The organism is Psychrobacter faecalis (assembly GCF_016107575.1).
GTDB classification, from domain to species: domain Bacteria; phylum Pseudomonadota; class Gammaproteobacteria; order Pseudomonadales; family Moraxellaceae; genus Psychrobacter; species Psychrobacter faecalis.
Genome location: NZ_JABAST010000021.1, coordinates 1 through 14432, shown reverse-complemented (window position 1 = coordinate 14432; position 14432 = coordinate 1). Strand labels below are relative to the sequence as shown.

Below are 14432 nucleotides of genomic sequence, written 5' to 3'. Positions count from 1 at the left end.
AAATTGGCGTGGATAAACTTTGATATACTGAGCGATTGTTGCTCATTAACAATACAAAGCAAACAGCATAAAGGTCAGATTATGATTTAGCAAATACGATTGAGCAGGTAATGTTCGAGTGACTATACAATTAGATGATTATACGATTTTAATAAAAAAGACGCAGGATAAAAGGCCGATTCGATGATGTTATATGTGTGGTTTGTGACTGCAGGGGCGTTTGCGGGTGTCAGCGCCGGATTATTTGGCGTCGGTGGTGGCATGATTATCGTACCCGCATTGGTTTGGATTTTTACCGCCTATCATTTTTCACCCGAAGTGGTCACCCATTTGGCGATTGGCACCTCACTAGCGACAATTGTGGTGACCTCTATAAGCTCACTGACTGCCCATAATAAGCGCGGCGGCGTACGCTGGGAAGTGTGGCGCAAAATGGCGTTGGGCTTGGTCATTGGCAGTTTGGTTGGTGCCGGTATCGCCGATATGATTGACGGCAAAGTCTTGCAAGCTATCATCGGTGTCGGGGCGCTATTGGTCGCCTTAAAAATGCTGTTTTTATCCAATAAAGAACAATTGGGTAAGCCGTTACCGTCAGCTGGCGTACAGTTTGGGGCAGGGACAGGCATCGGTATGGCGTCGTCTATTTTTGGCATTGGCGGCGGTAGTTTGACCGTACCGTTTTTAAACTGGGCAGGATTGCCGATGAAACAATCGGTCGGTACGTCTGCTGCTTGCGGTTTGCCCATCGCCGTCGCTGGTGCGATAGGCTTTGCCTGGTTCGGTCGAGACGTGGTTAACCTGCCTGAGGGCACAATAGGCTTTGTCCATATCACGGGCTTTTTATGCATATCTGTCGCTAGCTTTGCGATGGCAAAGGTCGGCGCCAAGCTTGCCCATATATTGCCCGCGCTGACGCTGAAACGCGCTTTTGGGGTGCTGCTGTTATTTGCAGGCGGTCAATTGTTGTTAAGTGGGATTGGGGTGATTTAGGCTTTATCTCCTATCAATCGCATCAAGCCCCAAACGCATCCACTTTCTGGCGAGCTCATCATGGTCGCTGAGCATACTCCATAGCGCATCTTCACTAAAGATTGAGTGCGCTTTACCCGAGTGCTCAATCGGCAGCTCCGCTTCACGGTCTGTCATCCATTGTGGGTTGAGATAGTACTTTTTCAACTCGTTTTGCAAGGCTTCAGCGCGCAAAAACTGCTGCTGCGCCTCAAGCTGCTTACGATGCAGCTCACACCATTCTTCATATTTTTGCTGTAATTCTTGCGGATTATATTTTTCAAAATTGTCTTCAGTCATTGTCATGGCCTTAATTGTTATTATTTAAATGCATCATGCAAATTTTCACCACTATTATAGCATCCTTCACAAACCCTAAAAACTCGTCACAATTTGCGGTAGAATAGCCGCCTGTTTTTGCTAAGTCTATCGATATTTCATGCGCCTAAAATCTCTCAAGCTGGCAGGCTTTAAATCCTTTGCCAATCCAACCACTTTTACCTTCCGTCATGGTATCACCGCCATCGTCGGGCCAAACGGCTGCGGCAAATCCAACGTCATTGATGCCATTCGCTGGGTATTGGGCGAAACTTCCGCCAAGCAATTACGCGGCGGGGCGATGAGTGATGTCATCTTTGCCGGCACGCAAGATAAAGCCGCCAAAAGCGTTGCCAGTGTTGAGCTGACCTTTGAGCATACGCAAGATGAGCAGACGGGGATTCGCCATGAGTTTAATCTCTATCACGAGCTGTCCGTCCGCCGACAGGTAAATTTGGAGGGGCGCTCGGACTACTTTATCAATGGCACGCGCTGTCGCCGCCGTGATGTGGTCGATGTGTTCTTGGGTACAGGGCTTGGCGCGCGCAGTTATGCGGTCATCGAGCAAGGTATGATTGGACGGATTGTTGAATCTAGCCCGCTACAATTACGTGAATTTATCGAAGAGGCCGCTGGTGTTTCTCGTTATCAAGCGCGCCGTGAGGAAACGCAAAAGAAACTTGAGAAAACCCAGGATAATTTAGCCCGTCTACACGATATGCAAAGCGAGCTGGTGAGCCAACAAAAACGCTTGTCTAAGCAAGCGGCCAGTGCCGAGCGTTATGAAGAGCTAGCGTTAGCGCTTGCCGATATCAAACAACAGCTTGCCATTCAACAGCTTTATCAAGCAAAGCATCATCAGCAGCAGCAAAAAATCGCTCATGAGCGCAGCGCTAGTGAAGTTGCTGTTTTACAAGCCAGTTATGAAGCGCTAAAAGCCAAACAAGACAAGCTTGCGGCTCATATCAATCAAGAACAATGGCTAAAAGACGATGCCCAAAGTAGCCACTATCAGCAGCAGCTAAGCTATCAACAAGCGGAGCATGAGCTTAGCGATGCTAAATCACAATTAAACGTAATTGCACAGCAACTGAACAGTTTAGAGCAGCAGCGTCAGCAAGCGGTGAGTGAAATTGAACGTTTAAAAGCTGAGCAGGCCGAGCAGCAAAATATATTAGAGGAGTTGCGCCCACAGCTTAGTAAGCTTAACGATAAACGCGACAGGCATAAACGCAATGAACAACCGTTGCAGCGCGCTTACCATGATGCGCAAAACCAGCTGTCCCGCCTGCAAGATAATGCGCGCGCTCTTGAGCAGCAGCAAGCGATTAATAACCAAGCGCAAAAACGCCAGCAGCAAAACCATGATAAATGGCAGCGCCGCCAGCAAAACTGGCAAAATCTCTGGCAGCAATTACAACAGTCGTTATCACCAGTCGAAAGTGCTGGTTTGCAAAATGACGCTGATACGAAAAGTTTACAGCAGACGTTAAATGCACAAGTGACTGAGCTCAATAAACAGCTGCAACAGATTGAGCGTCAGCAAGACAGTATCGATGAGCGCCTATCCGAGCTACAACCGCAAGCGCATCAGTTACAGCAACGCTTAAACACTCAACGGCGCGAGTTAAGCGAGGATGAAAAACGTCACGCGGTCTTGGCAGGTGAATACGATACACTGCATCAGATATTACATCCGAAGCCTTTATCAAAAAACCAGCTGCCTATTCATCATGCCAAAACCGCCGATTTAAACAATGATTTAGGAAACGAATTATCGATTACCACCTTGCGTGAGCAGATTGAGTTAAGTGCCAAAGGGCAGCAGCATGCCGAGCTACTCGATAGTGTGTTGGCGTTATGGTTGGATAGCCATGTGCTGATTTCTAAGCAGTCAAGCGATAAAAAGATTAATGACAATTCTCAAAAAGCTGATAGTTTATGGCAAGCGCTCGAGCAGGATTTAACAGATTTATTTACTTATCAAACCACGCAAAACGAGAACGACAATTCAAAGAATAAATCGCAGCTAGAAAATGGTCATAGTCTATGGCTACCTGCTCAGACAAATGATAAAGGCGCAAAATCATTTATCAGTGCTTTGCCAAATCACTTAACGGATAAAGTATTGTCGTTATCAGAGTTGATTACTGCACCAAATTTAGCGTTGTGGCAGCACTGTTATCTATATACCGCGCCATCTAAAACGAATACTCAGCAAACATTGGAAGATTTGGCTGTTACTTTAAAAGCATTGCCAGCATCCGCTATTTTACTAACCTCGGACGGCTGGTTTATCAGTCGTCAGGGTACGACTAATTTGAGCAAATTTGCTAGCGCGCAAAATGGACAAAACGATAGCAATAATCAGTTTTTAAGCCAACGTTTGCAGCAACGCAGCCGTTTACAAGCGTTAGAAGATTTACTTGATGAGTTCGAGACTAAAATACAAGAGCAGCAAAAGGCGATTGCTAATCACCAACGCAACTATGATGCCCTGATGGTCAGCTTAGAAGAAACGCGCGCGCAAGCTGAGCAATTAACTCGCGATAAACACCAACACCAGCAACAGCTCACCACCAAGCGCGCCAATGCAGAACGCCTACAAGCGGACAGTCAACGCCTCAATGCTGATAAAGTTGCCCTTGAGCAAGAGCAACAAGAATTAGAGCAAGAACAGCAGACCCTAACTCATGAGCAGCAGCATATCCAAAGTGAGATAGCAGCGCTAACGCCGCAAATAGCCGATGCGCGTTTATTAAGTCAGCAATTACAGTCCGAGCGCAGTGAGCTAAATCGTGCGCGGCAGGTAGATGATGACGCTTGGCAAGCAATGCAGCTGCGTATTCAGCAGAGCGAGATGCGCTTAGAGCATAGTGTCAGCAGTCTTGCTCGGGCAACTGCGCAGCATGAAAAGTCGCTGCAAAACGAGCAAAGTCTAGAGGCGCGTCACGAGCAGCAGAAAAATAAACTACCAGCTTTGCAAGTAGCATTGCAAACAGCACAGAAAGCACGCGATGAGCAGCAGGCAGTATTAACCACACGCGAAACGGCATTAACAGCGCTTAAAGGGGAATATAATCAGCAGCAGACTGAATTAGATACACTGCAAAACGACTTGCAAATGCAGCAATCTGAGCTTGCCGGTCTTGCCACTGAGCTGGCATTAAGCGCTGCAAAATTAGAAGATGCCAGTAGCCATACCCAAGAAGCGCTAGAGGCTTATTACAAGATCAGCCATAAATATCAAGCGCAATCGGACACAGTTCAGCAGCATCAGCAACAAGTGATGAGCGTCTCAAATTTATTGGCGGATTTTATCGCCCATGATCGCCGCGTCCGCCCAGATAAAATCGCAGAATTAGAATCTGAACGCGCGAAGCTTGAGCAGCAATTAAGTAAAATTGGCGCGGTCAATCTCGCCGCAGTAGCAGAATTGGCAGAAGTTAATGAGCGCTTAGAGCCACTTGCGCAGCAGACCGCAGATATTGCCGCCAGTATGCAGACCTTGACGGAAGCGATTGACTCAATTGATGAAACCACCAAGACCTTGTTTATGCAGACGCTCGATGCGGTCAATAACGAGCTTGCCAATTTATTTGCTAAAGTCTTTGGTGGCGGGCAAGCAAGCTTAACGCTTAATACGGACGAGATGCCTGCCAATGCGCCAAAGTCAGAACAGTGGCGGGCAGGGTTGACCTTAATGGCACAGCCAAAAGGTAAGCGCAATAGTCGCCTAGCGGTACTGTCAGGCGGTGAGAAAACCTTGACCGCGCTTAGCTTAATTTTTGCGATATTCAAACAGCATCCGGCACCATTTTGTGTGCTCGATGAAGTCGATGCACCGCTTGATGATGCCAACGTCGCCCGCTTTACCAGCTTGATAAATGAGTTGGCAGATGACTTGCAGTTTATTTTTATCAGTCATAATAAGCTGACGATGCAGATTGCTGATGAATTAAAAGGCGTCACCATGCCAAGCGCGGGGATTTCTACTTTAGTCAGTGTGTCGCTTGATGAGGCAGCAAATTACCTTTCTGATTGAGCGCCCAGTAGCAAAATAATTAATAACGGCAAGCGCTTGTCAGTGGTATAGTTAGGGCTAGCATTTAACGTCAGGCGAGTAGTCGGAAAATTAGTCAGTGAAGGCTTTAGGGCCAATGATAAACGCTGACTATATGGTGACGATATGCATTAGCCATGCTAGACTATTGCCATTTCTTCGCACTTGTACTCTCCCTTTTGTCATATATTAGGATGTATTTCTCATGACCGCTATCCAGTTTATCTTGATCGCCATTGCCGCATTTATCGTGCTTGCAGGGCTATTTATGGTCATTCGCAGCTTTAAACGGCGCAAAACTGCTGAGGCTGCCGCGGTCAATTATGATAAAAACGGTATTCCCATTATTCCGCGTCATGAGCGCAATATCGTCGAGCAGCCAGACTTGGATGATACGGTCGCAGGTGAAACCAGCATCGCCCCTGATCGCAGTTATCTCAATGCCGTGGTCGAAGAAGAGCCATTGACAGAGGCGCATAGCAATGTCGATACCCAACTAACTGCTGCCCGCCATGATAGTAATGAGGATAATGGCGTGGTAGATGACGCCGACTATGCGCGCTGGCAAGAGGAGCAGCAGCGAGCGGATAACAGCGAGTTTACCGAAGTAGCTGAGCAGATGCATATCGAGCAAGAGCCGGACGCGTTTTCCAGCCTCATGTCAGCGACGGACAGTTTAATGCCAGTCATTGATACCGCTGACGAACCAAGCTTTGATAATAATAGCCCGATACTCGATCAGCATCTCTCAGAGCCAGTTGATGAAGCGCAAAACGGACCGTTAATTAATGCCAAAGACAATATCAATATCACTATCTTGCCGCATCAGTATCGCGACCGCCCAGCAGCAGTAATTCGTGGGCGTGATTTGCTGGCGTTAGTGGATAAATATGGTTTGCGTTATGGCGCGATGAATATGTTCCATCGCTATGAGCAAAAAGACGGCACCGGCATGCTGTGGTTTAGCATGATGGGCATTACGGATAGTGGTATCGCGCCTTTTGACCCGCATAGTGTGGCGACCAATACTTACAATGGCGTGGTGCTCTTTTTATCGTTGCCGCATCCGCAAGCGCTACGCAGCTTTGACAGTATGATGAGTATTGCCTATATGATGGCAAGCGATTTGGACGCCGTGATGCTTGACGAAGACAATGACCCCATTACCCCAGAATATAAACAGCAATTGCGTAACCAAGTTCGCGATTATGAAGGGTAAAATCTGAATAGATAAACGGTTAAAATTATTCCTAAAGTATTGTAAAAGGCAAATAGCGCTTGACGTTATTTGCCTTTTTTAATTTTTAACTTTTGATTTAAGAGCCTTTCATTCGCCTGATTCTCTATAAATTTAGTTTTCTATAAACCTAGTTCTCTACAGAAGCGGCTCTCTACAGGATGAGTTTTCAACAAAATCATATCCGACTAACCTGCAAACTTGTTATCATATCGGCATCTTGAATTGCAAAAAAAAGACGCCGACTATGACTGATCCTATTGTACCGACTGCTTCTAAAAATACTGCTTCTAAAAATACTGCCGATACCCAATCTGCAGACAATGCTGCTGCCATCGCTGCTCAAATGCGCACGCTTATTGATAATTTAAAAACGCATAATTATGCCTATTATGTGCTTGATAATCCGATTTTAGAAGACAGCGAATACGATCAGCTGCGGCGCTCTTTATTGGAGCTTGAAGAGGCGTACCCTGACTTAATACAGCCCGATAGCCCAATCAATCAAGTTGGCGATACGCCGCTATCCGCCTTTACCCAAGTCAGGCACGACGTACCCATGCTATCGCTTGGCAATGTTTTTGATTATGACGAGCTGCATGGCTTTATGCGCCGCGTCAATGATCGTCTCAATGACGCGCAGAAAAATCCTGAATACGAAATTGAGCTAAAGCTTGATGGTTTGGCGGTGTCACTCAAATACGAATATGGTCAATTTGTGCAAGCGGTGACGCGCGGTGATGGGCAAACCGGCGAGGATATTACCCAAAATGCCAAAACCATTCGTAATCTACCGCTTTGGCTTACGGCGGCAAGCGAGATTCCATTATTAGAAGTACGCGGTGAAGTACTGATGCCAAAAGCAGGTTTTGAGCGTCTCAATCGCCTAGCAGAAGAAAAGGGTGATAAAACCTTTGCCAATCCTCGTAATGCCGCCGCTGGTAGCTTACGTCAGCTTGACCCCGCTATTGCTGCTAGCCGTCCGCTGGCCTTTTATTGTTATTCAGTCAATCAAGGTTTACCTGAAAATATAGAAACTCAATCAGCCGCCTTGGCTTGGCTTGGTGACATAGGTTTTAGCGTCAGCGCGGTCAGAGTGGTAAAAAACCCGCGTGAAGCACAAGCCTATTATGAGTCGATGATTGAAACCCGTAGTCAGCTGCCGTTTGAAATTGATGGCATGGTCATCAAGGTTAATAACTTGGCATTGCAGCAGCAGCTTGGCTTTTTATCGCGTGAGCCGCGCTGGGCAACGGCGTATAAATTCCCTGCCGAAACGGTGATGACGCGTGTAAATGATATCGAATGGCAAGTCGGACGTACGGGGCAAATTACCCCAGTTGGTAAGTTAGAGCCAGTCAAAGTCGGCGGCGTTACCGTCAGCAATGTCACCTTGCATAACTTTGGTGAAATTCAGCGCTTAGACGTGCGCGCAGGCGATATGGTCAGCGTCCACCGTGCAGGGGATGTCATTCCCAAAGTCACCCGCGTTTGGGTTGATCAACGTCCAGCAGATTCAGAGCCGGTTAAATTGCCAGCGATTTGCCCTGTCTGCGACTCGCCTGTGGTCTTGCCTGAAGGTGAAGCGTTGGCACGCTGTACGGGCGGATTGTTTTGTCCCGCGCAGCAGCAAGAAGCCCTCATTCATTTTGTCTCGCGTCGGGCGATGGATATCGATGGCTTAGGCGCAAGTTGGTTGATTAGCTTTTTTGAGCACGGTTTGGTCAAGACCGTCGCCGATATCTATCAATTGCACAAGCATACGGATGAGCTGATTAATTTTGAAAAACTGGGCGAAAAATCGGTGCAAAACATCGTTAATGCTATCGAAGCCAGTAAGCAGACGACGCTGGCGCGCTTTATCTATGCGCTCGGTATTCGCGGCGTCGGTGAGACAACAGCACAGAATTTGGCGCAGCAATTTGGCGACCTTGATAGCCTAATGACAGCGGATATCGACAAGCTCCTACAAACGCCTGATGTTGGCGCAATCACCGCTGAGCTGACTTATAAGTTCTTCCGCGCACCGCACAATATCGAAGTCATCACCGCATTGCGCGAAGCGGGCGTGCACTGGGACAAGGTTGAGCAAGTGCTGTCAGAGGGATTGCCACTCGATGGGCAAACATGGGTCATCACAGGGGCGCTTGATAGCATGGCGCGTGATGAAGCCAAAGCCAAACTGCAAGCGCTGGGTGCAAAAGTCTCGGGCAGTATCTCGGCAAAAACCACCGCGCTATTGGCAGGCGATAAAGCTGGCTCGAAGCTCACCAAAGCGGAAAAATTGGGCATTAAGATAGTGGGTGAGGAAGAGTTTTTGGCGATGGTTGGTGAGAACCGTTAAAACAAAGCACTGCTTTGTTAGGTTCGCAAGAGAAAATTCCTTAAAGGGAATTTTCTGGGTAAGTTATTCTTTAATAACTCGTTCGTCTCTAGTGCAATAGCAAAATAAAAAAGCCTGGCCTCAGCATCGCTTGCTTTAATAGTGGGCAAATATGCGGGTCATGAACTGTCTTTCTTTAATGGTTTATTCGGCGCTCGTCCCTCGCCCAAGAGCTTGCATCGTAATAAAGTTTACCTACAGGATTGATGATATGGAAAGTTTCGTTAAAGCACTAGAACTATCTTTAATTTCTAAAAACTGGTATTCAGTATTGTTTCTCTGCCTAACTTTGCCAGATATCTGCGGTAAGGTTGACTACCCTGATGCAGGCTCAAAACAACGTACTATCAATTGGTTTAAGAAATATATAGAACCCAGTTATACAATAACATCCTGTGGCTCAGATAGAGTTTTTCTAAGTGGTGCAGATTTTTATGCTTTAAGATGTGCATTACTGCATGAAGGTCAGGACGATATTTCTACTCAGAGAGCTAGAGAAGTGTTAGAAAAATTTAAATTTGTCCAACCTTTGCATCAAGGTATTCATATACATAACAATATGTTGAACAATACCTTGCAGTTGCAAGTTGATCAGTTTGGAAAAGACGTTTTAAATGCGGTTAAAGAATGGTTGAAAGATATAGAAAATGACGTAGCTAAAATGTCTAAAACTAAAAGTATGCTTTCAATACAAATGCTAGATCTAGCAAAGGGTTTTTCAATATAATTAAATAATATATGATCAAGGCATATTATAATCAGCACCATTTTTGGGTATTTTCCAAAAACATTTTAAGTGGGCAGGTAATGGATATAGGATGCGCTAGGCGCACTAGATAAAATAAATTACTCTAATAAATTCGGTTAAACTATAGTCTATGGTAGCAATCTTCAAGAAGCATCTAGTATTCTATTTCGCCACCTCTCCATGCGCCTTAACCTCACCTTTCTTACTATCCGGCTGAATCACGATAGGTAATACCAATCCTTTCGCAAAGTCGTCTGACAGTACATAATCATAGCTACTGGCAGCAACATCAGGCGTGGTATGAATAATAAGTTTCATCTCTTTGTCGTCGGTTAGCTCATGCGAAGTATAGGTTTCGCTAAGCTGATCGAGCAGCTTTGACAGCGCTTCATTGCTTGCCATACTTATCGTCAGATTATGCTGCGCGGTGGTATTATCTACACCGAAATACTTCGCATAATCGCGCACATTTTGGCTATCAAGCGCAAACGGATACTCATAAGTGGCAGGGTCAACAGCTTTTTCGCCGCTTGCGACCAGTGACCAGTCGATAGTATGCACGTCTGCTGCGTCAGCTGTTTGCGCAGCAGAAGATGTAGCAGTGCCATTAGAATCGTTGGCGCTATTATCGCAGCTCGTTAGTGCCGCCAAGCCTATGCTAGCCATTATCATCATACTTATGAGGCGCTTAACCATCGAAGTATCCTTTTGTTATTGATTATCATGCAATTGTTATCAGCGCTATTTTGCCAGTTTTCGCGTTGCTTCTCTAGCATAATAAAATAAAGCATTAGCGAGTACGCTTTTAAATTTGCGACCATAAAAAAACAGCCATCATTCGATGACTGTTTATATAGTGCTAGGTTTAATAGTTATGGGTTTAACAATGATGGGTTTATCATTATCAATGAGCAATTAAACCAAAATCATTATCTGCCTATTTGGCAGTTTACTTGATATTCTTTACCGTTTGCCCATTTCATTGCAAGGATACCTTTGTCTTCTTTCATGTGCCAAGCATAGACCACTTCTGGGTTTGACTCATTGACATAGCTTGCCGTATCACCTTGGACGCCGCCATTTAAAATGATAGGTTGGTCTGCCCAGTTTACTTTAGGTAAAGTCGCATTTAGCATGACTTGTTTTTTATTGATTGACTGTTTTGCCAAGATTTTGCTGTCATCGGTACAAGTATAAGGGGCTGGCGCCATACGGTCATAGGCGACATCGGTCACGCTTTCTGACGCAGGGGTTTTGTTTGGTGTGGTGGGTGCGGTGGTCGCACAGGCACTAAGTAACGCTAGAGCAGGTAGGGCAACAGCAACTTTGGTTAGGGTATTCATGGCATTCTCCAAAAATGTAAAAACTAGCAGGTATTTTTTGACTATTCTTTTTCTAATCGTGCGCTTTTTAACGGCGCCTTATGCATATAGCGCCTATGTTAACGAAAAGCCTTTCTAGATAATGTTATAAATTGTTTGTTACATGTTCGTTAAGTTACTTAAACACTGGTTAATGTAACGCTGACCTTAATAGCTTCTGTAAAATAACTATAGTGAATGAAAAATGATATCAATACATCAAGCACTGCTGATATAAATTTTTCTTGCTTGCTGTGCCTACGCAGACAGAGGCTACAAAAAATTGATATCAGCAATACCGCCGCGTTTTTAGGATATTTTGACTATAAGCTTAAACAGTTATTCAAAAAAGCCAATGTATAGTCAGTTCAAGATAAAAGCGATACGTTATAGCTTTTTGCGACTGGTATAAATTTTCCTTGCTTGCTGTTATCACAGAGGCTACGAAAAATTCATCCCAGTCGCACTGTATCGATTTTAGAGTAATTCTAATATATTTAATGTGAAAAACATAAAAAAGCGCCTATCGACTGCTGAGCCGATAGGCGCTTTAGTTTGAGCTTAACTAAAATATTTAACGGATTTAGTAGCAATGATTAATCGCTATTGGAATTACTTAGTCTTGCGCGGTGGTAAGCCAGTATGCTGAGTTTGGAAGTTGCCTTTGCTGACTCGCTTGCTGTTTTTACCCGAGGTGTTTTTTGCAGCGTTAGAACTATTGTTGCTGCGTTTTACCGAGTCATTACCCAAGCGGCTGTTCTTTTTACGCGCCGATTGATAGCTGTCTTGCGCGGCATCACGACCTTCTAAACTGGCGTTAAATGGCGGGATTAAGCAGCCACGACCTTTGCCAATCAAATCTCCACGTCCCATATCTTGTAGCGCTTTACGCAGCATGACCCAGTTTTTTGGATCGTGATAGCGCAAGAAAGCTTTATGCAGTTTACGCTGCTTGCCAGACTTGACGATATCCATATCGCCCTCACTGCGGCTCACTTTATGCAGCGGGTCTTTATGCGTATGGTACATGGTGGTTGCGGTTGCCATCGGACTCGGATAAAACGCCTGTACTTGGTCAGCGCGGTAGCCATGACTTTTTAGCCACAGCGCGAGGTTCATCATATCCTCGTCTCTAGTACCGGGGTGAGCGGCGATAAAATACGGAATCAGATACTGCTCTTTGCCGGCCTCTTGGCTGTATTGCTCAAACATGGCTTTGAATTTATCGTAGTTGCCCATGCCAGGTTTCATCATTTTTGACAGCACCGCTTCTTCAGAGTGCTCAGGAGCAATCTTTAGATAACCGCCAACATGATGGCTGACCAATTCTTTGACGTATTCAGGGTCTTTAATAGCCAAATCGTAACGTAAACCTGAAGCAATCAAGATTTTTTTCACGCCTTTGATATCACGCGCTTTACGATAGAGCTGGGTCAAATTACTGTGATCGGTAATCAAGTTATCGCAGACGTCAGGATAGACACAAGACGGCTTACGGCAGTTCTTCTCTATCGTCTCGTCTTTACAGTTGAGGCGATACATATTGGCGGTCGGCCCACCAAGGTCAGAGATAACGCCAGTAAAGTTTGGCGCCGTATCACGAATCGCTTCGACCTCACGCAAGATAGACTCTTCTGAGCGGTTTTGAATAATACGGCCTTCGTGCTCAGTGATTGAGCAAAACGTACAACCGCCAAAACAGCCACGCATGATATTGACCGAAAATTTAATCATGTCATAAGCAGGGATGCGCGCATCGCCATAGCTTGGATGCGGCAGACGCGCGTACGGCAGATCAAAGACGTAATCCATCTCTTCGGTTGAGAGTGGAATCGGTGGCGGATTGAGCCAAACGTCAATCGAGGTATGCGAGTTACCAGCGCCGCTACTATGACGCTGCACCAAAGCACGCGCGTTACCCGGATTGGTTTCAAGGTGCAAGATACGGTTGGCATGCGCGTACAACACTGGGTCAGCTTTGACGTGCTCATAATCAGGCAGGCGAATGACCGTTTGCTCACGCGGCGGCATTTTAAGTTTATGTTTACGTGCGGTTTGTGGTTTATCAAAGCCGCGCAATTGTACTACTTGCGTGTCTTCATCGACTTGGTCAGCATTTAAGACTTTATTGGTCACGGGTTCGGCGACAAATCCTTGATACTGTTTCGCATATTGGGCTGACATACCTGTCATTGCTGACGTAGCTTGTCCAACGGGTGAGGCGCTAGTCTTATCTTGCTCGATCGAACACTGATCGACGTCTTCCGTCATCACATACGGGTTGATAATCGGATCGACACGGCCAACGGTATCGACATCATTACTGGCAACCTCGGTCATACCTGCTTGCCAATGGCGACGGGTCGGGGTCAATAAGTACGCCGTACCGCGCAAACTGCTCATTTGCTCAAAGGTGTAACCTTTTGATAAGCCATGTACTACATCGACGATGGCGCGCTCAGCATTTCCATATAACAAGACATCAGCGCGCGCATCCATCAAGATACTGCGGCGGACTTTATCCGACCAATAATCATAATGAGCGATACGGCGTAAGCTGCCTTCGATGCCGCCCAAAATAATGGGCACATCAGGATAGGCTTCGCGGCAGCGCTGGCTATAAACGATGGCCGCGCGGTCAGGGCGTTTGTCAGCCACGTTACCAGGCGAGTACGCGTCATCGCTACGGATTTTACGGTCAGCGGTATAACGGTTTATCATACTATCCATGTTACCCGCGGTCACGCCATAAGCATAAACCGGCTTACCGAGCTCCATAAAGGCATCTTTGCTCTTCCAATCTGGCTGGGCAATGATGCCAACACGAAAGCCTTGCGCTTCTAATAAACGGCCGATAATCGCCATGCCAAAACTTGGGTGGTCGACATAGGCATCGCCTGAGATGATGATGACATCACAGGCATCCCAGCCCAAATCGTCCATTTCTTTGCGGCTCATTGGCAAATAAGGCGCAGGCTCGTAGCAGCTTGCCCAATGTTTGTCGTAGTCGTAAAGAGGTTTGGTGCCTTGTTTAAAGGCGGTGCGGGCGATGGTATCGGCAGACATGAGCGGACCTGTTCATTAGAAAAATGGCACTAAAAAAGCCGTTATCGTTATTCATTAACAACGGCTCATTTAAAAGCGCTCATTTTAACATGAATTGCTTTCATTATGTAAAAAAGAGATTTTATAATAGCAAGGTAAGTTATTGATAGTTTGGGATAATCTTTTGCTAAGAAGGGTTATTAAACGTTAACAACCGTTCCAAAAATCTTACTCAAACCTAGCCAATATTGACTATTAGATAGGTTTGA

At 45.9% G+C, this 14432-nt stretch carries 9 protein-coding genes; 5 read left to right on the top strand and 4 right to left on the bottom strand.

Annotated features, from left to right (window positions below):
* Positions 1-186: 186 nt before the first annotated feature.
* Entirely contained in the window at positions 187-990 is an 804-nt protein-coding gene (locus JFC07_RS07995) for a sulfite exporter TauE/SafE family protein (RefSeq protein ID WP_198328822.1), read from the top strand.
* A gap of 3 nt (positions 991-993) precedes the next feature.
* Here the strand turns inward: JFC07_RS07995 and JFC07_RS07990 are convergent, their stop codons facing one another.
* Positions 994-1308, bottom strand: coding sequence for a DUF4298 domain-containing protein (locus tag JFC07_RS07990; RefSeq protein ID WP_068405925.1), 315 nt, complete (start codon positions 1306-1308; stop codon positions 994-996).
* Positions 1309-1447: 139 nt separating this feature from the next.
* Between JFC07_RS07990 and JFC07_RS07985 the strand changes: the two genes are divergently transcribed.
* From JFC07_RS07985 to JFC07_RS07970, 4 genes are all read left to right on the top strand, one after another.
* Entirely contained in the window at positions 1448-5371 is a 3924-nt protein-coding gene (locus JFC07_RS07985; RefSeq protein WP_198328805.1) for an AAA family ATPase, read from the top strand.
* A gap of 223 nt (positions 5372-5594) precedes the next feature.
* Complete coding sequence (locus tag JFC07_RS07980; RefSeq protein ID WP_068405919.1) at positions 5595-6608, top strand: cell division protein ZipA; 1014 nt, start codon at positions 5595-5597, stop codon at positions 6606-6608.
* Between the two features lie 265 nt (positions 6609-6873).
* Positions 6874-8970, top strand: a complete 2097-nt coding sequence (gene ligA, locus JFC07_RS07975) for an NAD-dependent DNA ligase LigA (RefSeq protein ID WP_198328804.1) — start codon at positions 6874-6876, stop codon at positions 8968-8970.
* Between the two features lie 250 nt (positions 8971-9220).
* The gene (locus tag JFC07_RS07970; protein ID WP_198328803.1) at positions 9221-9736 is read left to right on the top strand and encodes a hypothetical protein; all 516 of its coding nucleotides are present in this window, start codon (positions 9221-9223) and stop codon (positions 9734-9736) included.
* A gap of 183 nt (positions 9737-9919) precedes the next feature.
* Here JFC07_RS07970 and JFC07_RS07965 read toward each other — a convergent pair whose 3' ends face one another.
* From JFC07_RS07965 to JFC07_RS07955, 3 genes are all read right to left on the bottom strand, one after another.
* A complete protein-coding gene (locus JFC07_RS07965; protein WP_191691504.1) occupies positions 9920-10453 on the bottom strand; it encodes a hypothetical protein in 534 nt (177 codons plus the stop codon).
* 233 nt (positions 10454-10686) lie between these two features.
* The gene (locus JFC07_RS07960; protein ID WP_144297539.1) at positions 10687-11100 is read right to left on the bottom strand and encodes a hypothetical protein; all 414 of its coding nucleotides are present in this window, start codon (positions 11098-11100) and stop codon (positions 10687-10689) included.
* 630 nt (positions 11101-11730) lie between these two features.
* Positions 11731-14184 (bottom strand): YgiQ family radical SAM protein, encoded by a 2454-nt coding sequence (locus JFC07_RS07955; protein WP_191691506.1) that lies wholly within the window; start codon positions 14182-14184, stop codon positions 11731-11733.
* Between the last annotated feature and the right edge of the window lie 248 nt (positions 14185-14432).